27 protein-coding genes and 2 pseudogenes are annotated in these 24,954 nt (G+C 30.3%); 5 read left to right on the top strand and 24 right to left on the bottom strand.

Annotated elements, in window-relative coordinates; translation table 11 throughout:
- Positions 1–49: 49 nt before the first annotated feature.
- Both ACREV6_RS16180 and ACREV6_RS16175 read right to left on the bottom strand, forming a co-directional pair.
- Positions 50–1,420, bottom strand: a complete 1,371-nt coding sequence (locus tag ACREV6_RS16180) for an ATP-binding protein (protein ID WP_431579076.1) — start codon at positions 1,418–1,420, stop codon at positions 50–52.
- On the bottom strand, positions 1,410–2,057 hold the full coding sequence (locus ACREV6_RS16175) for a response regulator transcription factor (protein ID WP_431579075.1): 648 nt from the start codon (positions 2,055–2,057) through the stop codon (positions 1,410–1,412). The genes ACREV6_RS16180 and ACREV6_RS16175 overlap by 11 nt, the downstream gene beginning before the upstream one ends.
- A 374-nt stretch (positions 2,058–2,431) precedes the next feature.
- On the opposite strand from ACREV6_RS16175, the gene ACREV6_RS16170 reads away from it, so the two are divergent.
- Positions 2,432–3,058, top strand: coding sequence for an HD domain-containing protein (locus ACREV6_RS16170; protein WP_431579074.1), 627 nt, complete (start codon positions 2,432–2,434; stop codon positions 3,056–3,058).
- A gap of 150 nt (positions 3,059–3,208) precedes the next feature.
- Here the strand turns inward: ACREV6_RS16170 and ACREV6_RS16165 are convergent, their stop codons facing one another.
- The 9 genes from ACREV6_RS16165 to ACREV6_RS16125 form a co-directional block, all read right to left on the bottom strand.
- The gene (locus ACREV6_RS16165; RefSeq protein ID WP_431579073.1) at positions 3,209–3,571 is read right to left on the bottom strand and encodes a YccF domain-containing protein; all 363 of its coding nucleotides are present in this window, start codon (positions 3,569–3,571) and stop codon (positions 3,209–3,211) included.
- A 52-nt stretch (positions 3,572–3,623) separates the two neighbouring features.
- Positions 3,624–5,039, bottom strand: coding sequence for a HAMP domain-containing sensor histidine kinase (locus ACREV6_RS16160; RefSeq protein WP_431579072.1), 1,416 nt, complete (start codon positions 5,037–5,039; stop codon positions 3,624–3,626).
- 2 nt (positions 5,040–5,041) lie between these two features.
- A complete protein-coding gene (locus tag ACREV6_RS16155; protein WP_431579071.1) occupies positions 5,042–5,761 on the bottom strand; it encodes a response regulator transcription factor in 720 nt (239 codons plus the stop codon).
- Between the two features lie 138 nt (positions 5,762–5,899).
- Positions 5,900–6,664, bottom strand: coding sequence for a hypothetical protein (locus tag ACREV6_RS16150; protein ID WP_431579070.1), 765 nt, complete (start codon positions 6,662–6,664; stop codon positions 5,900–5,902).
- 3 nt (positions 6,665–6,667) lie between these two features.
- Positions 6,668–7,555 (bottom strand): ABC transporter ATP-binding protein, encoded by an 888-nt coding sequence (locus ACREV6_RS16145; RefSeq protein ID WP_431579069.1) that lies wholly within the window; start codon positions 7,553–7,555, stop codon positions 6,668–6,670.
- A gap of 35 nt (positions 7,556–7,590) precedes the next feature.
- On the bottom strand, positions 7,591–8,610 hold the full coding sequence (locus ACREV6_RS16140) for a hypothetical protein (RefSeq protein ID WP_431579068.1): 1,020 nt from the start codon (positions 8,608–8,610) through the stop codon (positions 7,591–7,593).
- A gap of 145 nt (positions 8,611–8,755) precedes the next feature.
- Positions 8,756–9,586 carry a 4Fe-4S binding protein gene (locus ACREV6_RS16135; protein ID WP_431579067.1) on the bottom strand — a complete coding sequence of 277 codons (831 nt, stop codon included), beginning with the start codon at positions 9,584–9,586 and terminating at the stop codon, positions 8,756–8,758.
- A complete protein-coding gene (locus ACREV6_RS16130) occupies positions 9,579–9,737 on the bottom strand; it encodes a CD1871A family CXXC motif-containing protein (protein ID WP_431579066.1) in 159 nt (52 codons plus the stop codon). The genes ACREV6_RS16135 and ACREV6_RS16130 overlap by 8 nt, the downstream gene beginning before the upstream one ends.
- 148 nt (positions 9,738–9,885) lie before the next feature.
- A complete protein-coding gene (locus ACREV6_RS16125; protein ID WP_431579065.1) occupies positions 9,886–10,980 on the bottom strand; it encodes a TlpA family protein disulfide reductase in 1,095 nt (364 codons plus the stop codon).
- Between the two features lie 230 nt (positions 10,981–11,210).
- Between ACREV6_RS16125 and ACREV6_RS16120 the strand changes: the two genes are divergently transcribed.
- Entirely contained in the window at positions 11,211–11,708 is a 498-nt protein-coding gene (locus ACREV6_RS16120; protein WP_431579064.1) for a cupin domain-containing protein, read from the top strand.
- A 144-nt stretch (positions 11,709–11,852) separates the two neighbouring features.
- Here the strand turns inward: ACREV6_RS16120 and ACREV6_RS16115 are convergent, their stop codons facing one another.
- The 8 genes from ACREV6_RS16115 to vanH all read right to left on the bottom strand — a co-directional run bounded on the left by ACREV6_RS16115 (position 11,853) and on the right by vanH (position 19,504).
- A complete protein-coding gene (locus tag ACREV6_RS16115) occupies positions 11,853–12,425 on the bottom strand; it encodes a phosphatase PAP2 family protein (protein ID WP_431579063.1) in 573 nt (190 codons plus the stop codon).
- 44 nt (positions 12,426–12,469) lie between these two features.
- Positions 12,470–13,318, bottom strand: coding sequence for an undecaprenyl-diphosphate phosphatase (locus tag ACREV6_RS16110; protein WP_431579423.1), 849 nt, complete (start codon positions 13,316–13,318; stop codon positions 12,470–12,472).
- Between the two features lie 204 nt (positions 13,319–13,522).
- Positions 13,523–14,626, bottom strand: a complete 1,104-nt coding sequence (locus tag ACREV6_RS16105; RefSeq protein WP_431579062.1) for a sensor histidine kinase — start codon at positions 14,624–14,626, stop codon at positions 13,523–13,525.
- A complete protein-coding gene (locus tag ACREV6_RS16100; protein WP_431579061.1) occupies positions 14,604–15,314 on the bottom strand; it encodes a response regulator transcription factor in 711 nt (236 codons plus the stop codon). Before ACREV6_RS16100 ends, ACREV6_RS16105 begins: the two co-directional genes overlap by 23 nt.
- Positions 15,315–15,530: 216 nt before the next feature.
- Positions 15,531–16,259 (bottom strand): M15 family metallopeptidase, encoded by a 729-nt coding sequence (locus ACREV6_RS16095; protein WP_431579060.1) that lies wholly within the window; start codon positions 16,257–16,259, stop codon positions 15,531–15,533.
- 638 nt (positions 16,260–16,897) lie between these two features.
- Positions 16,898–17,506: a D-Ala-D-Ala dipeptidase VanX gene (gene vanX, locus ACREV6_RS16090; protein WP_431579059.1), complete on the bottom strand. Its 609-nt coding sequence runs from the start codon at positions 17,504–17,506 to the stop codon at positions 16,898–16,900.
- Positions 17,503–18,543, bottom strand: a complete 1,041-nt coding sequence (gene vanI / locus ACREV6_RS16085; RefSeq protein ID WP_431579058.1) for a D-alanine--(R)-lactate ligase VanI — start codon at positions 18,541–18,543, stop codon at positions 17,503–17,505. The genes vanX and vanI overlap by 4 nt, the downstream gene beginning before the upstream one ends.
- Position 18,544: 1 nt before the next feature.
- A complete protein-coding gene (gene vanH, locus ACREV6_RS16080; RefSeq protein WP_431579057.1) occupies positions 18,545–19,504 on the bottom strand; it encodes a D-lactate dehydrogenase VanH in 960 nt (319 codons plus the stop codon).
- A gap of 355 nt (positions 19,505–19,859) precedes the next feature.
- Here vanH and ACREV6_RS16075 point away from each other — a divergent pair, with 355 nt between their 5' ends.
- A complete protein-coding gene (locus ACREV6_RS16075) occupies positions 19,860–20,300 on the top strand; it encodes a hypothetical protein (protein WP_431579056.1) in 441 nt (146 codons plus the stop codon).
- 34 nt (positions 20,301–20,334) lie between these two features.
- Positions 20,335–20,478 carry a hypothetical protein gene (locus ACREV6_RS16070; RefSeq protein WP_431579055.1) on the top strand — a complete coding sequence of 48 codons (144 nt, stop codon included), beginning with the start codon at positions 20,335–20,337 and terminating at the stop codon, positions 20,476–20,478.
- Between the two features lie 208 nt (positions 20,479–20,686).
- Here the strand turns inward: ACREV6_RS16070 and ACREV6_RS16065 are convergent.
- From ACREV6_RS16065 to ACREV6_RS16045, 5 genes and pseudogenes are all read right to left on the bottom strand, one after another.
- Positions 20,687–20,833: pseudogene (locus ACREV6_RS16065) on the bottom strand (MBL fold metallo-hydrolase); the annotation flags it as partial.
- 20 nt (positions 20,834–20,853) lie between these two features.
- On the bottom strand, positions 20,854–21,903 hold the full coding sequence (locus ACREV6_RS16060) for a YdcF family protein (RefSeq protein ID WP_431579054.1): 1,050 nt from the start codon (positions 21,901–21,903) through the stop codon (positions 20,854–20,856).
- 323 nt (positions 21,904–22,226) lie between these two features.
- Complete coding sequence (locus ACREV6_RS16055) at positions 22,227–23,330, bottom strand: sensor histidine kinase (RefSeq protein ID WP_431579053.1); 1,104 nt, start codon at positions 23,328–23,330, stop codon at positions 22,227–22,229.
- Positions 23,308–23,553: pseudogene (locus ACREV6_RS16050) on the bottom strand (winged helix-turn-helix domain-containing protein); the annotation flags it as partial. The gene ACREV6_RS16055 and the pseudogene ACREV6_RS16050, both read right to left, overlap by 23 nt.
- Positions 23,554–23,647: 94 nt before the next feature.
- Positions 23,648–24,352 (bottom strand): M15 family metallopeptidase, encoded by a 705-nt coding sequence (locus ACREV6_RS16045; RefSeq protein ID WP_431579052.1) that lies wholly within the window; start codon positions 24,350–24,352, stop codon positions 23,648–23,650.
- Between the two features lie 285 nt (positions 24,353–24,637).
- Here ACREV6_RS16045 and ACREV6_RS16040 point away from each other — a divergent pair, with 285 nt between their 5' ends.
- Positions 24,638–24,787, top strand: a complete 150-nt coding sequence (locus ACREV6_RS16040) for a GyrI-like domain-containing protein (protein WP_431579422.1) — start codon at positions 24,638–24,640, stop codon at positions 24,785–24,787.
- Positions 24,788–24,954: the final 167 nt, after the last annotated feature.

Below are 24,954 nucleotides of genomic sequence, written 5' to 3'. Positions count from 1 at the left end.
GTAGATATTCTCTACTTGTAGATGTGGGGTCTTCCCTTCTGAAATGTCGTTAAAATATTATATAAAATTCAATCTTATCTTCTTTTACATTAAACCCAAAGTTGATATTATTCTTTTCTAATATTTTCTTTACTATAGATAGACCTAGTCCTGTACCAGAAAGTTCCTTGCTCCTTGATTTTTCAAGCACATAAAAAGGATCCCATATATTTTCTAAATTTTCTCCACTACTTTCCTCTAATCCATTCACTATAGAAAATATTATATTATTGTTTTCTTTAAATATTTCTATTTCTACCTCGTTATTATTAGTATACTTTATTGCATTTGTAATTAAATTATTTAATACAGTATCAAGCCCTTCCTCATCTCCATAAACAATACATTCATCATCTTTATCTATATTTAATATGAATTCTATGTTAGCTTCATCTATAAGTAGTTTGTATTTTTTTAAAACATCTTTAACCTTCTGTTTTAAACTAAAACTAGATTTTTTTAATTCTTTTTTTTCAATTTTCGATAAAAATAAAATATTTTCTACTAAACTATCCATATTGCCTATTTGCTCTTGAATTATCTCCATATATGTTCCGTCATCTAACCCATCCTCAATACCATGTCCATATACTTTTATTAAAGCTAAGGGGGTTTTAATTTCATGAGCCATATCTGAAATCAAAGTCTTTAGCCTTTCATTTTGAAGATTAATTTCCTTATGTGCCTGCTCTAAGCTTTCACTCATACTATTTATACTTATAGCAAGTTCTTCTATTTCATCATTTGTTTTAATTTCTTCTTTTCTAAAATTTAAACTAGCGATATCCTTTGATAAATTTTTTATAAGTTCTAATGGTTTTATTATTTTACTCGAAAAAATATTAACTAAAATTAATATTAAAATTATAGAAAATATATTTAAATATATATTAAACTTATTTACAATATCTATAGTTTCCCCCATATAAGGTAGTGGCATTGCTATAGCAACTATATACTTATCAACCTTTATAAACTTTGTTAATACCTTATATTTTGTTACTCCTTGATCATATATCTTATTTACACTTGTACTAGATATCTTGCTCAAGGTATCTTCTGTAACCCAAAATTTATTTAATTTAATTTTTTTTAAATCAAATTTAGTTATTAACTCCTTATTAATATTATCAATGTCACTACTTAGCTCTGAATAAACTATAGTGACACTATTTTTCTTTTCTATTTGTCCTATATTTTTTAAAGTATAATCTATTTTTTCTCTGCTTATCCCCTCAGAAATCTTATTTAATGCCTTTGTTTTTTTAAATATATAATATCTATCAATAAAGAATATATTTATTACCATAGAAATTATAGTTACAAAAATTATAACTGAGGCTATAGACAATCTCAATTTTTTACTTATTTTAATTTTCATCAGCCTCCATACTGTAACCAAGTCTTCTATAAGTTTTTATACTATCCTCACCTATTTTTGATCGGAGCCTTCTTATATGGGTATCTACCGTTCTATAATCTCCCTCATAATCCATCCCCCAAACTAAATCTATTAGCTTATCTCTGGATAAAATAATTCCCTTGTTTCTAACAAAGGAAATCAAAAGATCATATTCTATTTTTGTTAATTTTAAGACTTCTCCATTTTTATATACCCTTTGCTCATCTGTATTTATTTTTATATTATTAATATTTATCACATCATTAATATTTATAAGTTTTTTTGCCCTTATTAAAAGTATTCTAGGATCAAAAGGCTTTTTTATGTATTCATCAGCTCCACAATTTAATGCTTCAATCTCATCTTCATTTTGCGTTTTCGCCGTTAAAATTAGTACCTTTGCATTACTATTTTCTTTAATATACTTGCAAACCTCAACACCACTAACTTTAGGCATCATCCAATCTAAAATTGCTAAATCAATTTTATGCAAATGAAATAAATCTAATGCTTGCTCGCCATCCACTGCTGTAATTGTATTAAACCCTTCCTTTTGAAAATAAGTTGAAAGAATTTTCACCATTTGTTTCTCATCATCAGCAATTAGTATATTCAATTAAATCGCTCCTTTTAACAAAAAAATATTATAGCTTTATTTAGATTATACCCAAATATAAGTATTTTTTCTATAACATTTATGCCTTTAACCTTATTACACATATAATTTAGCGTTAATAATACTCTCATATTGCTCTATAGAGTAGTTATCTTATGAATTTATCGCTTGCGCGTTTTTACATTAATGGTATAATCAAGTAAATTAAATAAGATGTTTTGACGTGTTATCTATAGTGGTAATACACGAGACCACCGTCGGTAATCCGTCTATATTTCATATATAGCCAGACATTGGTGTTGGGAATGACTATAGTTAGATACCATTCCTAAGCCAGTTACTTAGAATACGTTAATAAAAGGGGATGCACAAGTATGAAAAATTATTTGGAACAAGGTGTGCCAACTATAGAGGAGGCAAAATTGTTATTACTAGAAGGACAAAAATTAAATCCTGGTCCTTGGATTGAACATTCAATTAATGCAGGAAGAGCAGCAGAATTGATAGCAAAGAATTGTAAAGGGTTAAATCCAGATGTTGCATTAGTATTAGGAATGCTACATGATATCGGTGTAAGATTTGGGGTTTCCTATATGAAGCATATTTTACATGGTTATAATTTCGCTATGGAAAAGGGGTATTATAAGCTAGCAAAGGTTTGCTTAACTCATTCATTTGAGTGCCAAGATATAAGAACTTGTTTTGGAAAATGGGATTATTGTAGTAATGAAGAATATAACTTTATTAAAAATTACATTGAGTCAGCAGAATATGATGATTATGATAGGTTAATACAATTATGTGATGCACTAGCATTACCAAATGGATTTTGCTTAATAGAAAAGAGAATGGTTGATGTAGCACTAAGGCATGGGATACATGAGCATATTATTAATAAATGGAAAATAACTTTTGAAAATAAACAATATTTTGAAGAGAAGTTGGGAAGGTCAATATATAGTGTATTACCAGGTGTTATAGAGAATACTTTTGAACTATAAAGGTACTGAGTGGCTTATTAAGAAATTCTCAATCTAACATATCTTACAAATACTGAGGGCTTTCAGGCTAGATATCAACTTTTATATAGAAAGCCCCCACTAATTAATAAGTCTTAAATTTTCTATTAATAATAGAGCGTTGATTTATATCTATTGTATTTTTGCTCCAAATGGTATGATCCCAAGTTTAGCAAATTTAAAATGCTGAAGTCCAAATGGTATGCCTATAATTGTTATGCAAAAAATTGCACCTGTAATAAGGTGCCCTATGGCAAGCTCCCAGCCTAAAAAAATTATCCAAATGACATTGAAAACCAATCCTCCAACCCCAAAATTACCAAGCTCTATTTCTTTTCCAAAAGGCCATAATACAAATGCTGAAATCTTAAAACATTGAATACCAAAGGGTATTCCAATAATTGTGACACACAAAATTAACCCTGCTAAAGACCATGCAATAGCTGAAAAAATCCCGCCAAATAATAACCAAATAATATTACCTATAAAATTCATCGTAAACCCCCATTTTTATTATGCTTTAAAAAACTTTAAATAAAATACTTGTTTATAAATAGATTTCTATTTCAGTACCGCGTCCAAGCTCACTTAGTATCTTAATTTCGCCATCATGTGCTTTTACTATATCATTTGCAATAGCCATTCCAAGCCCTGAACCTTCATGTCCCTTCCCGGTATTTGTACCCCTATAATATCTTTCGAATATATGGTTTAGCTCTTCCGGTCTTATTCCTTTTCCGTTATCACTTATAACAATTTTCAAGTTATCCTTCTTTTCAACGGATACTTTTATATTTACCCCCTCTTCATTATGAACTATTGCATTATATATTAAATTTTTCATAGTCCTCATTATAAGACTAGCATCCACAAAAGCTTCTATATCTTCACTTTCACAAATGAAATCAATATCTACCTCAGCGTTACTCGGGTCGTTTAGTATGTCAATTACAGCATTTCGTACCAAGCTAACCATATTTACTTTTTTCTTGTTTAACTTCAATACTTTATTTTTTAATCTTGTTGTTAAATTCAAATCATCTACAAGCTCTTTTATATAGTTGGCCTTACTGTCTATTATTTTTGAATACTGTTTTACCTCTTCTTTTGATAAATCATAGTCATCGCTGCTTAAGAGTTCCGCATATCCTTTTATAGATACCAGAGGTGTCTTAATATCATGTGACATATTTGAAATCCATTCTTCCCTCATCTTATCAAGTTTTTTTCTTTCTATTTCATTGCTCTTAAGAGTTGATGAAAGGTTGTTTAGGTTTCGATAGACCACAGTGTATATACCCTTTTCGGATAATTCTAAATTATAATTTCCATCAGATAATACTAGAACCCCATTTATTATATTACTTAAAGGTCTAGTAAGCCTTCTTGAGAAAAAGTATGCAAAAAACAATGCAATAAGCGCATCTAATATTAAGATGCTATAAATAAATTTACCAATAATCCCTATAAAATTATCGTAGTTAATAGTAATTACTTCCCTCTGCACCTTGGCAAGTGGTAGTCCTATTATATAGCTGTATTTGCGTCCTTTTATCTGTTTTTCACCTATAAAAGTAGTAGCTCCTGTTTTTACATCCACATATTTATATTGATTAATCAATTCAAAAGGAGTATAGCTCTCTTTTGCGCCCTTTGGTTTTCTATAACTATATACTTCTTTACTTTGCTCATCTAATATTTGTATCCAAATATTGTTATTGTCCAAACTTGATTTACCATCCTTGTCTATATCCACAGCTTCTTTACTAATCATAATATATTTACTAAAATCTCTAGTATAATTTTCTATCCCTACATCTTCTAATTTTTTCTCTATTAAGGCGCTTTTTGTCGTATTATTATAAATAATAAAAGAAAACACTGCAATAATATTTATAATCATTACAATTATAACTACAGAAACCACAGTCCACATGAATCTAGCTATTAATTTCCATTTCATCTCTATTCATCCTTTACAACAAATTTGTATCCTAGACCTTTAATATTAACTATATATTTGGGCAATGAAGGATTATCCTCTATTTTCTCTCGGAGTCTTCTTATGTGAACCATAATTGTATTGTCAAAGCCTATATAATCTTCTCCCCAAACTCCACTGCAGATTTTTTCCTTGCTGAGGATTTGGTTTGGGTTTTTCAACATATAAGCTAACATCTTAAATTCTTTTGCTTTTAACTGTATTGGCTCACCATTCTTTTTAAACTCTATCTTTTCCTCATTTAATTCAAAAGGTCCAAAAACTATGATTTTGTCTTTTTCGGTTTTATCTTCATCAATATAATTATTTCTTCTTAAATGAGCCTTTACTCTATAGGCAACCTCTTTTGGACTGAAAGGCTTTGTAATATAATCATCAGCCCCTAAAGCAAAACCCAAAATCCTATCTAGCTCTTCCGTCTTAGCCGACATAAATAAAATTGGGGTTCTAGAAGTCTTTCTTATCTCTTTGCATACTTCATACCCATCTCTACCTGGCATCATTATATCCAAGAGAATAATATCTGGGTCTAACCGCGATACTAAATCTATTGCTTCTTTTGCCGCTATTGCAGTATATATATTTTCAAAACCCTCTTTTTTAAGTACAGTAGATAAAAGTTTTAATATGTCCTCTTCATCATCAACTATTAGTATTTTGCTTTTATTAATTGAATTCTCCATAATTATCACCCCTTAAAATTAAATCATCACATAAAGATCTTGTCTTAAATACTTCAAAAGACTAGACAATTATTAATTGTTTAGTCTTTTGAAATGTCTTTAAGTTTCTAACTATATAATACCATAAAAACTAACTGATTATCTTTTTCCTTCTTTTATAAATGCTTTGTGGGTAACCTTTGGTAAAAATACAAAGCCAGCAATAACTATTACTATTTGAACTATAATTAATGCCATTGGAACCTTGTATCTTATTAATTCTGATGACATCATTCCCCAAAGTGGAGTTACCCCAAAATATTTTGAAGGTACAAAACCGCCTAGCATATATGGCACTCCCATAAGTAGACCCCCAAAAATAAAAGGTATAGAAGCTGATTTACTTATCGATGATAGATATAGTCCGAGTTCTGAGAAAAAGAATGAACCTATTATAACAGTTATTATAAGTATAATCATCATTTGCAATACAGTTATGTTTGAACCACTATTTCCAAAATACCAAAGATCTTTTAATGGTAAGTCTAACCCTTTAAAATTAGATTTTATTAATCCATCTATATATATTATAAGTACTATTGATACATTAACTATTGACGTTGATATGCCTGCACCAATCCATTTCGCCATTACAACTTTTTTCTTTCCATTTTGGGTCGTATTGATAAGTTCATTCATATTAGAGCTATATTCAAGTGTATATGTAGCTGAAATTATCATAAAGGTTATTAATCCTATAAGTGGTACGATTCCATAAGTTTTACTAAATACATCTGCCCAAACCTCTGCACCTGTACCTGGCCTAATTAAAATTTTACAAAATAAAAGTAAAACAATCCAAGTTATTATTATGCTAGGTTTTAATAACATTTTTCTTATTTCTGATTTTATAAGAATTCCCATAAGTTACACCTCCTTAGTATTTTCTAAATCAAAGTAAAACATATATACATCTTCGAATCTTGGTTCTATGCTCTGCGCTGATGCATATAGAGGCATTTTATCACTTACTACTCTAAGCTCTGTAATATCCGCACCCCTTTGAAGGTTAACTACCTTATAATCTCTTTGTATATCCATAACTTCATTTTCTTTATTTGTTGTAATCTTATATACTTTTCCCTTCATGCCATTTAATATATCTTTATGATTTCCTTTTATTATAACGCTGCCATTTTTAATCATTATAGTTTCTCTTGCTACTGCTTCTATATCTGAAATAATATGAGTTGAAAGTATTATTATTTTATCCTTTGATATTTCAGCGATAAGATTTCTAAACCTTGCTCTTTCTTGGGGATCTAAGCCCGCTGTTGGTTCATCTAGTACAACTATTTTAGGATCATTTAATAATACTTGTGCAATTCCAACTCTTCTTTTCATACCACCGGAGAATTTACCAACTGCCTTATTTTTAACCTCATATAATCCAACAAGGTTTAGTAATTCATCAATTTTTTGGGAAGCACTTTTTTTGTCTATTCCTTTTAATGCAGCCACATATTGCAAAAATTGTTTTGCTGTAAAATTCTTATATGCACCAAATTCTTGTGGTAAATATCCAATAATATTTCTATACTCATCTTCTTTTTCATAAATACTTTTTCCATTATAAATAATTTTTCCACTAGTAGGCTTTGTTAAAGTTACTATTTGTTTCATTAATGTAGTTTTACCCGCTCCGTTTGGTCCTAGTAGTCCGTATACACCATTTTCTAAAGTAAGTGTTATATTATTGTTTGCATTCTTTTTTCCATAGCTTTTTGTTAAATTTTTTATCTCAAGCTTATTCATAATTATATTCCTCCTCTAATTTTAAAATCTATTAATTATCTTACTAATACTTTTTTAAATGATACTATGCTCATTGTAATTCCTGCCACTAAAGTCATTCCCAATATTCCAAGGCAAAGATTAATTAAGTCAAAGTTCATCCCAAAGAATTTTACATTCCCATAATATACGCCTGCAAACTGTTTAAAATAGAATAGTAAATTTACAAAATTAATACTATTTAATAGCATTTGAACATTACCTGGAATTACTTTTACCATTGTTAACAATTTTGGAATAATAATAAACATCAAGAATCCACTTGTAGCTGCAATTGAGCTTGTTGTTAAAAATGAAGATAAACATGCAATTACACCTAGTGTAGCTAATATCAATATCATTATGCCTATCTTTAATATTATAAATTGAGTTATAGTATATGCATCTCTTACTAAAATAGGGTTGTCTATTATTCTTATGGCTTGTAACCCTCCATTTATTGGCAGGCCATATTGGACTGCTGTTATTATAAATTGGATTACTAGATAAAACCCATATAAAACTGTTGGTATTAATATTCCAAGTCCTAATTTTGAATATAAAGCTCTATTTTTATTTTTTGATGTAAGAATCAAATTTTCTACTGTAGACACAATTTCATCCGTGTATATATTGCAACAAACTATGATTAGAATTACCACCATAAAGAATGCCATAAGTGTATTGGTTGCTCTATAATCGAATACCTTCCAGAAGCTAACATCACTATACTTAGTGTCTTCCATAGCTTTCAGTTTTTTAGTTGATATTTCTTTTATACCTTTACTAAAATCATCTTTGTCCTTACTATTTGACATTTCCTTTATTGTTCCTATTTTTGCATCTAATTTTTCTTGTGCAATTACCGTGGCTGGTCTTGTATCATTAATTAACTGATATTGCTCATTTCTATGTGACTTTTGTGTTTCCATCTCTGGTTTTATAAAAGCCATTGATACACAAAGTAAAATAAATATTATTGCTACAATTATTCCAGTTTTTGATTTGAATATTTTTTTAAGTTCCCAATATATCATTTTGTTCCTCCTTGTATTCTTCTTCGGTATATCTTGCTATAAATACATTATATAAGGTTAACCTTACCTCTTGATAACATTAACCTTAAACAAACCTTAAAAGTGCCACCCACGTGGCAAGTGGCAAGTTTAAGAAAAAGTGCTGTTAACGCCTAAATCCTTTTTTTATAGCCTTTGTAGGGCAAGCTGTTACACACTCACCACACCTAATACACTCAGCACTGTTAGGATTTTTATATATTTCTATATTCATCTTACATTTTCTAACACAAGCACTACAGTTTGTACACTTGTTTTTATCTACTTCATATTTGTAAAAACTCACTTTATTAAATAAGGAGTAAAATGCTCCTAAGGGACATATATACCTACAAAATGGTCTATATATAAATATTGAAGCAATAATAATGCTAATTAGTACAAACATCTTCCATACAAATAAGTATCCTAGAGCTCTCCTTAGTGATACATTCATTAAAACTAATGGTATGCCACCTTCTAGTGTGCCCGCCGGACATATGTATTCACAAAAATATGGAGGACTTATTCCAAATTCATTTACTAAAAACATGGGTAATATTATAACAAATAATGCCAATATAATATATTTTAAATACTTAAGTATATTATTGACTTTTATATTTACTTTTATCTTTTTAGAAGGTATTTTATATAATAAATCTTGAATAAGACCAAAAGGACATAACCATCCACATACAAATCTACCAAATATAACACCAAATAAAGACATGATTCCAAGTATATATAATGAAACATTATATTTTACAGTTCCTATAACCGCCTGCAGTGAACCTATAGGGCAGGAACCTACTGCTCCAGGACAAGAGTAACAGTTTAAGCCTGGAACACACACTTTCTTTGTGGCGCCTTTATATATATTACCTTTTAAAAACCCATTTACATTTGCATTTGTGGTTATAGCTGCAACAATTTGCGTTATTCTTCTTTTATCCAATGCCTATACACTCCAAACATATATTTATTGCTTTTCTGAATACAATTCTTACTTCATTTCTGTATATTCCAGTAGAAATAAATAAAATACTCATTGTTAGAATCCCATATTTCATTAATCCTTGGCTTTTAGTAAGCCTATTTGTATTCATAAAATTCACATCCCATCTTTTTTTCATTTCCTATAATTAGCTTATAATAAAATTTTTACTCTTAAAATTAATAACCCCAATTATGATATATACCCCACCTAATATAAGGTGAGGTAGTTTACTTCTGAACTATAATTCATTTACACTTCTATTTTATACTTTTAAGCCTAGCTTCTATTTCTTTCTTATAGTCTTCTTTACTATGTGAACCAACTATAAAGTCTCCAACAATATTACCTTTACTGTCAACAAATAATGTAGTAGGAACCCCTGAAACATCTTTCAATATATTATTTTTAATGCTTTCATCTGGAATAATATTAGTAAACTTGGCACCTTTTTTTTGTAAAATTTGTTTAGCTAATTCTTCATTATCCGCGTCAGGTGTGTCTGAAACAAGACCAATCACATTAATCTTCTCCCCCTTAACTTCTTCGTAAAGCTTTTGAAGATCTGGCATTTCTTCTATACATGGTCCACAATATGTAGCCCATATATTTATCATAGTAAGCTTACTATCTTTAAAAATACTACTATCTATTTCTTTTCCATCTAAAGTTTTAGTTTTAAACTCAAACTTCTTATATTTGTTTAATTTTTCTTTTTCTGATACTGGTTTAGATGTTTTAATCAAACTTTTAAAATTTTTAATTTCTCCATATACTTCTTTAAAATCTTTTTTAGATTTATCCGATAATCCACTTTCCTCAGGTACATCATTATGTAATAAGTAAATTTCAAAGTTACCTTCTTTACCTAATAAATCCTTATTTTTAAACTTGGCGAACAATTCTTTTTGCGCTTTGCCTGCGGTTTTACTTTTATCTATAGTTACAATAGTACATAATTCTTTACTCTCTTTTAATAAATTCATAAATTCTGTTTGAAATTTCTCCATTTTTACTTTGTCTGTTTCTGGGATTTTTTTTGAATCCTCATTTGATTTCTCAATCTTGTTCATAGTTTCAGTAGATGTAAAGCTAAACATAAGCTGTCCTATTATATTTTCTCCTCCATCAATTCCAAGTAAATCTATATTTTTCTCTTTTGCTTTCCACTTATCTGGTAATTTATATTCAATACCTAAATTTTCAAATTTCTTTCCTGCATCTTCTTTTTTAGTTTCTGTTTGTTCCGTTTTATTTTGAGCTTGTTTTGATTTTTCCTCCGTAGACTTATTACAAGCCACCATGGATATACAAATCACTCCTACTATTAAAATTGTTAGAAATTTTCTTTTCATAATCAATTCTCCTTTATTTGCAAGTTCTATTTTTATTCTTATACAATAAATACATTATATAAGGTTAACCTTACCTCTTGATAACATTAACCTTAAATAAACCTTACAAATATTTCTTTTCATAACTTGCCACTTGCCACGTGGGTGGCACCTTAAATAACCTTGTAACTTTTGACTTATTTGATTATAATTAAATACAATCAAATTTTTTTTAACAAAGGAGATAAATTATGTACTCATCCCAATACTTTATTGACACATTAAATATGGAAGCTCATCCTGAAGGTGGTTTTTACAAAAGTAGCTTCTGCTCTTGTGAAAATATTAGCTCCAATAACCTTAAAACTAAGTTTGAAGGTGAAAGAACACTTTGGACTAGTATTTATTTTTTATTAAGAGATGGCGAAATCTCAAGTTTTCATAGATTAAAATCAGATGAAATGTGGTACTACCATGCAGGCTCCCCTCTTACAATATATATGATAAGTCCAAATGGAGAACTTACGACTAAGCAACTAGGTCTTAATATAGAAAATGGAGAAACTCCACAGTTTTTGGTACCTAAAAATTACATTTTTGGTTCTGCTATGAATATTCCAGGGTACTCGCTTGTTGGATGTATGGTATCCCCTGGCTTTGACTTTAAAGATTTTGAGATATTTGAAAGAGATACTCTCTTAAATAAATATTCTCAACATAAGGATATAATAATTAAGCTTACAAAATAAATTTTATACCAATTAATAAAATACCCTTTGAACAAATATGTTTATTTATAAACCTAAGTATTTGCATTTTACCACATGAAAAAGCCCACGAATAATTCGTGGGCTAAAGTGATTCAAATGGTTTTAATTAAAACTAAATAGATTTTATTTACTTCTGAAAATATTGAATTTAATGGTAAAATGTTTATCTAAATATTTATCTAGGCCTTTCTTCATACAAAACTTATAAACTATAATAGTAATATAAGACCATATTCCAGCTATAAACCATCCCCCAAAAACATCTCCCGGATAGTGCACTCCAACATAAACCCTACTAATTCCTACAAGAATTAAATATGCAAATATAAACCCACTCATTAAATAAGCGATTTTTTTATTCTTTATTTGTTTAAATATAATATAAATAAGTACAATTCCTATAGCCGTAGAAATAGAAGAATGACCGCTAGGAAAACTATAGCCATCAGCCTTCATTAACCATATTCCCATGGGTCTATCTCTTTTTACTGTGTTTTTAAGTATCAAGTTGATAAAACCAGTAAATCCGATATTAAATACACAGCAAATAGCTTCTACTTTTTTATTGAAATAATATAGTATAATAAAAACTAATGCGGTTAATAAAAGCTGAGGAATTTTGCCTGAAGATTTTGAAAGGGCAATAAAAAATTGATCCCATCCTAAATTTATAGAATTTGCTAAATAATAAACCATTTTAATTTAACCATCCTCTCTATAATTTTCTCTCAAATCAACAACTATGTTAAAATAATAATCTTAGTTAATACTAATATCCCAAGTAGACTTCCTATTACTATTCTATATACTGCAAAAACTTTCATCGGCTTCTTTTTCAAGTAATCAACAAATTTTTTCATAACTATTATAGATACTATGAAGGCTACAATAAATCCAACTATTAATGCAATCCATAATGTTTTCGTCATTACAGAATAATCAAATTCAAATAAATCCTTACCTGTTGCCCCTATCATAGCGGGAATGGCTATGAAAAATGAAAACTCTGCTGCTATTGGTGTTGTTAATCCAGCAATCCACCCACCCATGATTGTAGACGCACTTCTTGACATTCCTGGCCATACAGAAAGAAGTTGTAATAACCCAATTTTAAATGCTTGTACAGGTGTTATGTTATCTATACTTTCTACTTTATGATCCCTACCCCCAAATCTCTTTTCAATTATTAATAACAATAATCCACCAACTATAAATCCTACTATGACAGCTTCTGGTACAAATTTTGATTTGATTTTATCGTATAATAATACTCCTACAATTCCCATGGGAATAGATGCTATAATAACATTTACCCCAAATTTAAATCCTTTCTTTCCCTCTTTTCCTTTAGTAAATATAAACTTAAAAAATTCTATTAAACTTTCTTTAATCTTCTTCCAATATAAAACAACCACTGCCATTATTGCTCCAAGTTGAATTACAACTTCAAACATCTCTGCAAATTTCCCTTGAAACCCAATTGCCCATCCAACTAATATCATGTGTCCTGTAGAAGATACTGGGATAAACTCCGTTAGCCCTTCTACTATTGCTATTATAATTGCTTTTACTAAAAATATTATATCGATTATTTACCACTCCTTCGAAACTAATTATAAACATACATATAGTCTATAATGATAATGTATAACTTACTATCTGTAAAGCTTACAGGAATATGACAAGTATGTAAGGTTCATAATTTCAAATAAAAATAGCAAATAAATATTTACACTATCCATTTGCTACTTTTACATCAAAATCATATTTCATAAGTAATTTCTAAAATCTTATTAACTACCCAAGGGCAATTTAATTATAAAAACAGTTCTCTCATAATTGCTTTCAACAAAAATTTCACCCTCATGAAGCTCGATTATACTTTTAGTTATAGCAAGACCGAGTCCTGATCCTCCAGCAAATTCCGAACGTGACTTTTCAACTCTATAGAACCTTTCAAAAATAAAAGGTACATCTATACTTGGTATTGGCTCACCATAATTAATTACCTCTATAACCGCACTATTATTTTCTTTCCTAGTACATATGTCAATATACTCAGTCCCACTTCCATAGTTCATACCGTTAGAAATTAGATTTTCAAATGCTCTAGCTAATTTAGCTGCATCAGCCATTATTAAGAGTTTATCCTCCGAAAAATATGTCCTACATTCTATATTTTTTTTTCTAAACTGTGGATTAAATTCCAATACCACTTGATTTAAAAGTTCAATTACGTTTATTGATTCTTTTTTTAATTTTAAAGTACTATTTCTCATTATAGTATATTGAAATAAGTCATCAATTAAAGTATTCAATCGCTTTGATTTTTCATAGGCAATACTTACATAGTATCTAAGCCTAACTTCATCTTCATATCTATCCTTATCTATTAGTTCAAGATACCCTAATATTGAGGTTAATGGAGTGCGTAAATCATGAGATACATTTGTTATTAATTCATATTTTGTTTGTTCTGCTCTCCGCTCTTCTTCTATTGATTTATTTAATTTTTCTATTATTTCATTCATATTTTTAGCCATTTTCCCAAGCTCTGCTTTCGATTGTTCTGGTATTTTTTTATCTATCCTACCCGCGGCTATAGCTTTCATATGTTCATCAACTTCTACAAAGTACTTAATTTTCTTGTAAAGCAATAAATGGGAATAACTTATAAAAATTATTATCCATAGTGCACTTGTTATATTTATAAAATCGACATATTGCCTTAGCCTATAAATTATATCTAAAAATCGTTGTGAATAGATTGTACATATTACCAAAAAAAACTTCCACATAATATAAAATACTGCCATTGTTAATGCTGATAATAGAAAAACAAGAAATATATTAAAAACTACTTTTAACTCTAATTTATATATAAGTTTTCTTTTCAATTTTATACCCTACTCCCCATATAGTATGAATAAGTTTCTCACCATCTAAAACTTCATCAAGCTTATCTCTTAATTTACTCATGTGAGTCATAACTGTATTATTAGATTGATAATATTTTTCCTTCCAAACTCTTTGAAATATTTCTTCTGCACTAAAAACTCTCCCTGGATTATTAGCTAGGACGTGTAATATTTCAAATTCTGTAGAAGTTAAAGCAATAATCTTATTATATACTTCTACCTGATGAGTGGATTTTTTAATTTTAAGTGGTCCTATAACTATAGTATCTCTATCTTTTAATTCATCACTATTTTTATCGAATTCGTAAATCCTTCTAAATATAGACTTAACTCTAACCATAAGTTCTAAAGGATTAAAGGGTTTTACCATATAATCATCAGCTCCTGACAATAACCCTTTTATTTTATCTGAATCTTGATTTTTAGCACTTAACATAATTATAGGTATATTAAGTTTCTCGCGAACTTTGTTACACACTTCTATACCATCAATTTTAGGCATCATTATATCTAGTATTATAAGATTTATATTATAATTATCTATAACCTGCAAAGCTTGTTCACCATCATATGCTTTGTAAATATTATGTCCTTCATTAGTTAAATATATTTCAATTAAATTAACTATTTCTTTATCATCATCTACAACTAATATATTTTTACCCATATAATCACTCCATTTATTTGTTCAGATAGCATTTTGTGCAATATATAACTTTTAAGTGTACTAAATGTTGAAACTTATACATTTTTAATAAGTATATCGCTTAAAAATATATTTGTCGACCATAAATATAGAAACACAAAATATGGAGGACTTATTCCAAGTTCATTTACTAAAAACACAGATAATATATAACAAACAGGTTTTATTTTACATTCTTTAATTATATACTTTGATTGTTACAGATTTTAAAAACTCCTCCAAAGTAATATCCTTTGAGTAAATTTTCTCTGAATTCTCAGCACCTACATACCTTGCATGCCAAGGTTCATAATTATAACCTGTAATATCTTCTTTTCCTTTTCCATATCTTATTATAAATCCAAATTTATAAGCATTCTTTTGAAGCCATTTACCTTCTTTAGTGTTTTCAAAACCTGTACTCTTTTTAGCATTAGTTATATCCATTGCAAGTCCTGATTGATGTTCACTTTTACCTGCTATTGCCACGTACTTATATGTATACCCTTTTCCATTTGTTTTAATACTATTTTCATATAAGTCCTTTTGAGTTGCATAAGATCTATAGCCAGATAATGCATAAAGTATAATTCCTTCCTCCTTACCTTGATCAAATAGTTTTTTAAGTGCATCCGCTGCATTTCCTTCCATTTGCATTTCTTCATCTGAAACGGTAGGATAAATATTAACCTTTGCAACTTTTAAATTATGTGGAACATAATCCTTATCCAAAGTAGTTTTTCTATTCACTAATATTAACTCTCCATCATCTACATTGCTATTCTCATTAGACATATCTTTAATAGATTCAATATAAGTTTTCCTTTCAATTACATCCCCTATAACTTTTATACTACCATATTTGCTGTTTATGTACATTAAGCATACAATTCCTAAAATCAAAATCACTCCAGTTTTCTTTTTCACCTTAAACTCCTCCTTATTTACCTTTAATAGCTTAAATTCAAGTGATAACACATTTTTTTTGAAAATTCTTCAACAAAGTAAAATGCATATTCCTTACTTTCTTATAATACAAAAATGAGTTTAAGAAAATTGTAATTAAACCTTAAGATTTCTTAAGATTACAATTTAAATTTTATCCATTTTTCAAAATGGTTTAGCTGATGTTTCTATTAGAAACTGTTTTGCCTGTTGACCTTTGCTTGCTTTCAAGCATATATATTCATTCCATAAAAAAAGAAGGTTACACCCCTCTTTTATAATTCATATTTTTTTAAAGTCTTCTGTAAAATCCTGTTAGGTCTACCCAACTTAATACCTTTAGCCTTAGCATTCTTTAATCCCTCAGGGGTTGCTTTATCTATTATATCCGAGAATTCAGTTAGGCTATGTTTAAATTTTTTATGAACTTACCTCTTTTCTAAAATAAAATATAACAGCTCCTTGCAAACCATCGTTTACATGAAACTGTTAATATTAAATATTTATGTATCTAAAATTTAGTTATTGAAATAATACAGTACCTTTATAGATTATGTTGCCTAAATATTAGCTGCTATAAGTACTTTCAATGCTTTTGGCAATTTTTTTGACCGCCTCAACTATGTGATGGGAAAATCAAAATAAGTGTTTGGATAAGGTTCGTGTTTCAGTGTGTAGTGCCACCACTCGCAATCATATGAAACAAAACCGCAGGCCTCCATGATAGAACAAAGGTATTGACGGTTTCTCGCTTCGACTTGCGTGATTCTTTTTGCTCCATGATGTGAGACTGAATCCATCAAATCAAAGTCGCCGCCCATTGGAACAAGTGTACCGGTAGCTAAATGATAGAGGGTTAAGTCAATTGCGCTGCCGCGACTGTGCCCCGACTTAGCGGCCACATATCCTTTTTCAACTATCTCGGTTTTGTCAATATTCGGATAGTGTTTTAGTTTCGTCTGGCCATTTTCCGGCTGTTTTGACCAGCGCAGAAAACAATCTACGGCGCATTGAGGGCGATAACCATCCCAAAGAAGCAAGCCAAAGCCAAAGGAAGCGGCGTTTTCTCGTGCTTTTTCCAGGGCTGCGCACAAAGCTCTCGTACCGACAATTCGATTTGCTACATATCCGTCCACCAGTTTGCCGGTAAAATTATCCCATGTGGCGTATTTAGCATCCCAACGTATTCCGTGTACAAATTCGTCTACAAAGACAAAATCATTTTTCATCGCCTTTCTCCTTTCACTGTCAACGATATAATCCGGTCGATCACTTCGGCAAACGGCAAACCTGCGGCCACCATCATTCTCGGATAACGGCTGTATGAGGTCATACCAGGCAAAGTATTAACCTCGTTAAGTATTACTTTTCCATCTTCCGTAAGGAACATATCTACCCGCGAAAGTCCCCTGCATCCCAAAGCGCGATATACGGTTTTTGCTGTCTCCTGAACAAGCAAGCGCGCCTCTGACGAAATGTCAGCAGGAACTATTACTGTTGAGTTTTCAGAACCGTTTTCAGGCTTATTCTCCTGATGGATTTTGAAAAAACCATGAGATAGACAAATTTGATCTACCTCGCCTACAATCAAATCCATATCGTTCCCTAATATCGCACATCCTACCTCGCTGCCGACGATAGCCTCTTCAATCAACACCTTCGAGTCATACTGTCTTGCGGTTTCCATCGCACTCAGCAATTCTTCTTTTCGACATACCTTAGTGATGCCGAAAGATGAACCTGAACGGGCCGGCTTTACAAAAACGGGATAAGTAAGCTGGTCGGCATCAATATTCTCGTTGGCCATGACAGTCCAGAAATTTGGCGTAGCAACTTCCGCGTTTCTAGCGACAATAAAAGCAAGGGATTTGTCCATACACAGAGCAGAACTTTGGACATCGCAGCCTACATAGGGGATGCCGGAAAGCTCCAACAAACCTTGCATCGCACCATCCTCGCCAAGTTTGCCATGCAGGACGGGAAACACCATATCCAAACGAATTGTTTTGTATTGTCCCTGCTCCAGAACAAGCAATCCGTGTACGCTTCTGTCCGGTGACAGTATAGCCGGACAGCAACTTCCATTTTCCCAATTTGCGTCAGGGCAGTGACAAAGCTTCCAAACGCCATTTTTCGTAATCCCGATATAGAACGGTTCATACTTTTCCATATCAAGGTTTTTTGCGACCTCTTGTGCTGATTTAACGGAGATAGGATGTTCCTCGGAACAACCCCCAAATATAATTGCGATTTTTAACCTATCCATGCTACTCTCTCCTTTCAAATTTCAAGCAATTGATAATAGTATTTTCAACGGTATCTTTCAAGGCGTGTTCTGTGTAATAGGCGGTGTGCGGAGTAATAATCACATTCGTTAGTTTATGTAACCGCAACAGCAGTTTGTTTTCAATGGTTTTTTTTCTGTAGTCAAAGTAGAATATTCCTTCCTCTCCTTCGAGTACATCCAATGCCGCACCGCCTAGTTTACCACTTTCCAACGCTGAAATAAGAGCCTCGGTATCGATAAGTGAACCGCGTCCAGTATTGATAATAAACGCGCCGTGCTTCATCTGCTCGATACGTTGACGATTAATAAGATGGTTTGTATCCTCTTTAAGTGGTGTATGGAGCGTTATAATATCGCTCTGCTGTAACAATTCATTAAGAGGAACGTAATCATCAGAGGATATGGACCGATGGTCATAGGCTAATATATTGCAGCCAAAGCCCCTCAGCCTTTCAATAACCGCAGCGCCAATGCGTCCTGTTCCAATTACGCCAATGGTCATATCACGTAATTCTTTCCCGCGTACATCATTCAATCTGAAATCATAAATATCTGCACGGCTAATAATGGATTTTGTATTTCGTACCGCCATCAGCATGAGCATTAATGTGTAATCAGCCACGCTATCAGGCGAATAAGTGACATTTTCAATGGAAATGCCAACGCTCTTTGCGTATTTTACATTAATATGGTTATATCCAATACTTCTTGTAGAGATATATCTTACACCAGCTTGGCTGAGCGCAAGAAGAATGGAATTTGTGATTTGAGTTTTATGACCAACGCTGATGCATCGATTTCCAAATGCCAGTTTAATATTAGCTTCAGATACCACTGCATCTGTGATAGTTGGCATAATTCCAAAGCGAGGCGCTATTTCTCGGAACAAAACGGCCTCGTCCTGTGTGCATCCATAAATTGTAATTTTTATTTTTGCCATGATTTAGATTTCTCCTTTCATATTACATTTTTCTTTGCTTTTATCGCATACTATTTCAAATTAACGTAGAAGTAAAATATTTTCTTAAATCTAAGTAAATAACACATTTTTTTTATTTGAAAATTTTTCAATAAAGTAAAATGCATATTCCTTACTCTCTTATATTACAAAAATAAGTTTAAGAAAATTGTAATTAAACCTTAAGATTTCTTAAGATTACAATTTAAAATTTATCAATTTTTCAAAATGGTTTAGCTGATATTTCTATTAAAAACCGTTTACCTGTTGACCTTTGCTCGGCGTACTAACGTTGTAAATTTACACTTTGCGGTAAAGGTCTGATTATACTACTCAAATGTTTAATGGTTTACTAATAAACATACAGGAAAATAATGCCAGAGAAAAACTTGTAAATATATTAGACTTTATTTTATCAGATAATAATATACAGTCTATGAATAATGTCCTAACTTCACAAGTTAAAAACCCACAGTTTGTAGTAACAGGCATTAAGGATTGTATTATTAAGGATGCTCCTAAAATTGCTAAGATCATTTTGCAAGGGAAAGCAGATGGATCTATTACAACAGACTATCCTAGTGAATGTGCAGAAGTTTTTATGATTCTTTTAAATGTATGGATTAATCCTATTCTTTTTGAGCGTAATCTTTCGGAAACAGTTAATAGGTTGAAATTTTTACAGCAAATGATGAAACAACTAGGTGTTGATATAGTGAGTGATCTATTGATACAAAAAACAGTGGACCTTTATTCAGATATGGAAGGATGTAAATAAGAGGGATTTAGAATAAAAGGAGAGAGATAGATTAATGGAAGTAGGGTTTATTGAAGGAAGTATATTGGCACTTGTAATATTATGTGTAGGTATCATTGGACTGCTTGTAAGTAAGCATAAACGTGAAAAAAACAAATGGGCATGGCAGCAATTATATTTAGTGCCTGTGCACTTGTAAGTGCAGTAATTAACACAATGATACTATTTTGAACCAATTATTAAATGTGATTCTATAAGGAGACTATAAAATATAACTACAACTAAATAGGGGTTACGGCAACTATGCCGTAGCATATTATTCATAGCAGTCAAAAGCGTGTCAACATAATTATATCCAGATAGCAAAATCTTTGTAGTCAAAAGTGCCACTGCCGTGCTGCAATTTAGTATCCCGGTGAATGACCAGGCGTATGCAGCACTTGAATAGAACGTCCTCCTATATCAATGATGTCATTATCTTTTAGAACCATTGTTGGCGTGTCCTGAAAGAATTTGTAATTGTCCACATTATAACCTTCTGGGAAATCGCAACGAAATGTTATTTTATATGTATTTAACCTACTATAGCAAAATGTTCAACAAAGGCTAGTACAATACCTATTGCTAAAAGAATACTTACTACAATTATATGTCTTTTTTTATACATAACTGCTATTGCGATATATTCCCTAATTAATGCATTTGGAATGAAGAACATTGCTGTCTTGGAACCTATTCCTTGAGATTTCAATTTTGCCTTTTTAGCATAAATTCCTGCTCTAAATAGATGAAAATTATTAGTAATAAATATACTATTATATTCACTACTGCCTTTTATTTTTTCCATAATCTTATTGGAAAATCTCATGTTTTGCAATGTATTTACTGATTTATCCTCCATAATACAATCTTCCTCTGGAACTCCATTAGAAATTGCATATCTACACATAGCTAGTGCTTCTGATATTTCCTCATCATTACCCTTACCTCCTGAAAAAATTATTTTTGGAGGTGTAGTTACTTGTGCTTGATTTTTGTAAAATTCAATTCCTTTGTTTATACGACTAGCAAGTAGAGGTGTAACTTTATCTTTATTTAATCCACATCCCAATACAATAACAAACTCTTGATTTAACTTAGGTTTATTAAATTGATAAATTAAAGATGCTACCAAAAAATTAAATACATCAATGCAATAGTAGACCCCTATTAAGTAAATACAACTTAATATCGCATTTGCCTCATCTGGCAAAAATCTTTCTGGCTTAATAGCTGACCATATTAATATACCTATCAAGCCTATTGCTAAAAATAATGTTAGCAAATTAGAAATACTTCGTCCTTCTTTCTTTATAACAATTTTTGAATTAATTAGTAATGCAATTATCAGTGCATAAACGGCAAAGAATAGTACTATTGCTAATATGATAAATATAATAAGTACAAAACCAATCAAAATACGATTTTGTGTTTTGAATGCACAATATGTTGTAGCCATAAATAGTGACATTAAAAATATATTAAATAAAAAACCATTTATAAGTCTTCTTTTATCTATTAAAAATGATGCTAAAAATACAATTAATGTAACTATTGTAGTCATTATAATAATTATTGCTTCCATATTACAAGGCCTCCTTTCTTCAATCTTAGTTTATATATTTATTAATATCTTCTACAAGAATATCATAAACTAACCTTTTAAAATATACTCTTTTGTTTAATTATTTAAAGCTTGACCCACCAATGTGACCCACCAATGTAACTGTGACTTGGTAAAACCAGTAAATAGTTTTAGCCTAATGGACATAAAAAAATAGCTAGTAAATACAATAAGTTTTACTAGCTACTCATTTAATATATTATTTATCCAACTTGGCATATTTTTATCTATCCAAATTATATTACCATATTAACATACATCTAGATCTATATTTTCAAACTGTATTAAATACCCAAGGGCAATTTAATTATAAAAGCAGTTCTCTCATAATTGCTTTCAACAAAAATTTCACCTTCATGAAGCTCTATTATACTTTTGGTTATAGCAAGACCTAATCCTGAACCTCCAGTAAATCCTGAACGTGATTTTTCAACTCTATAGAACCTTTCAAAAATAAAAGGTATATCTATACTTGGTATTGGCTCACCATAATTAATTATCTCTATAATCGCACTATTATTTTCTTTCCTAGTACATATGTCAATATACTCAGTCCCACTACCATAGTTCATACCATTAGAAATTAGATTTTCAAATGCCCTAGCCATTTTAACTGCATCAGCCATTATTAAGAGTTTATCCTCCGAAAAATATGTCCTACACTCTATATCTACTTTTCTAAACTGTGGCCTAAATTCCAATACCAGTTGATTTAAAAGTTCAATTACATTTATTAATTCTTTATTTAATCTTAAAGTACTATTTCTCATTATAGTATACTGAAATAAATCATTGATTAAATTATTCAATCGTTTTGATTTTTCATAGGCAATATTTACATAATATCTAAGTTCAACTTCATCTTTATATTTATCATTATCTATGAGTTCAAGATACCCTAATATTGAGGTTAATGGAGTGCGTAAATCATGAGATACATTTGTTATTAATTCATATTTTGTTTGTTCTGCTCTCCGCTCTTCTTCTATTGATTTATTTAATTTATTTATTATTTCATTCATATTTTTAGCTATTTTCCGAAGCTCTGCTTTCGATTGTTCTGGTATTTTTTTATCTATCCTACCCGCGGCTATAGCTTTCATATGTTCATCAACTTCTACAAAGTACTTTAGCTTCTTGTAAATGAATAAATGAGAATAACTTATAAAAATAATTATCCATAGTGCAATTATTATCTTTGTAAAATCCACATATTGCCTTGCCATATAAATTTTATCTAAAAATTGTTGTAAATAGCTTGCACCTATTGCCAAAAAAAACTTCCACATAATATAAATTACTGCCATTGTTAATGTTGATAATATGAAAGTAATCAATATATTAAAAACTATTTTTAACTCTAATTTATATATAAGTTTTCTTTTCAATTTTATACCCTACTCCCCATATAGTATGAATAAGTTTCTCACCCTCTAAAACCGCATCAAGCTTTTCCCTTAGTTTACTCATGTGAGTCATAACTGTATTGTTTGATTGATAATATTTTTCTTTCCAAACTCTTTGAAATATTTCTTCTGCACTAAAAACTCTTCCTGTATTATTAGCTAATACGTGTAACATTTCAAATTCTGTAGAGGTTAAAGTAATAATCTTATTATATACTACAGTTAAGACCCTAGATTTTAAATCCTTTTTTTATAGCCTTTGTAGGACAGATTTTTACACATTCCCCATATCTAATAGATTATTTTAAAAATTCCTCTAAAGTAATATCCTTCAAGTAAATTTTTTTTGAATTCTCAGTCCCCACATACCTTACATGCCAAGGTTCATAATTATAACCTGTAACCTCTTCTTTACCTTTTCCATATCTTATTATAAATCCAAATTTATAAGCATTATCTTTAAGCCATATACCTTCTTTTGTATATTCAAAGCCTGTACTTTTTTTAGAATTAGTTATATCCATTGCAAGTCCTGATTGATGTTCACTTTTACCTGCCATTGCCACATAATTATCTGTATATCCTTTTCCGTTTGTTTTAATACTATTTTCATATAAGTCCTTTTGAGTTGCATAAGATCTATAACCAGATAGTCCATAAAGTATAATACCCTCCTGTTCACTTTTTTCAAATAATTTTTTAAGCGCATCGCCTGCAACCTCTTCCATCTGCATTTCTTCATTTGACACGGTAGAATAAAATCTGATATTTGGAACTTTTAAATGCTTGGGAACATAATCTTTATCTAGTTCATTTCTCCTATTCACTAATATTAAGTTACCATCATCTACATTGCTATTTTCATTAGACATATCTTTAACAGTTTCAACATAAGTGCTCCTTTCAATTACACCCCCTATTACTTTTAGCCCGCCATATCTACTATTTATATACATTAGCCCTATAATACCTAAAATCAAAATTATTGTAATTTTCTTTTTCACCTTAAATTCCTCCTTATTTATTTTTAGTAAGCTCAGATACCCTCGGCCCCACTGTATCTCAATCGTGGAGGAGCAATTTTTATTCTCACCCCTCAGAATTTCATACAAAATCTTTTAAAACTTCTTATATAGTGCTCGTAGTAAACTGCATATTCCTTACTCTCTTATATTACAAAAATAAACTTAAGAAAATTGTAATTAAACCTTAAGATTTCTTAAGATTTAATTTTACTAAGCAATATTATTCCAACGTATACACACTGATTTGCATATTATAAATGAGATATAAAAGATTTAGGTGAGTTTTTTAATGATATATTTGAAAAGTTCGTTCCAGCCTCAGGTTACGAAATAGATTGTAGACCTCAACTAGAATTATATGATGAGAAATTTATGAGCAATGGAGATTTTGACATATTTATACCTATTAAATAATACTTTTTTGCTCTATAAAAAGCCATAAGAAAATTAATTTTATAATGGACCCTATAAGGTAGACAGTTTAAAAAAAGAGCCATACTTGACTCAAAACTAACTGACTCTACTTTGTAGGGTTTTTTTGTTATACTTAATACATCAAGTTAGGAGAGTGATGGTATGGG

The sequence above is a fragment of the Clostridium sp. genome, from assembly GCF_050717515.1.
Lineage (GTDB): Bacteria > Bacillota > Clostridia > Clostridiales > Clostridiaceae > Clostridium_AD.
Note: the sequence above shows the minus strand (reverse complement) of the source record. Positions and strands in the feature narration are given on the sequence as shown.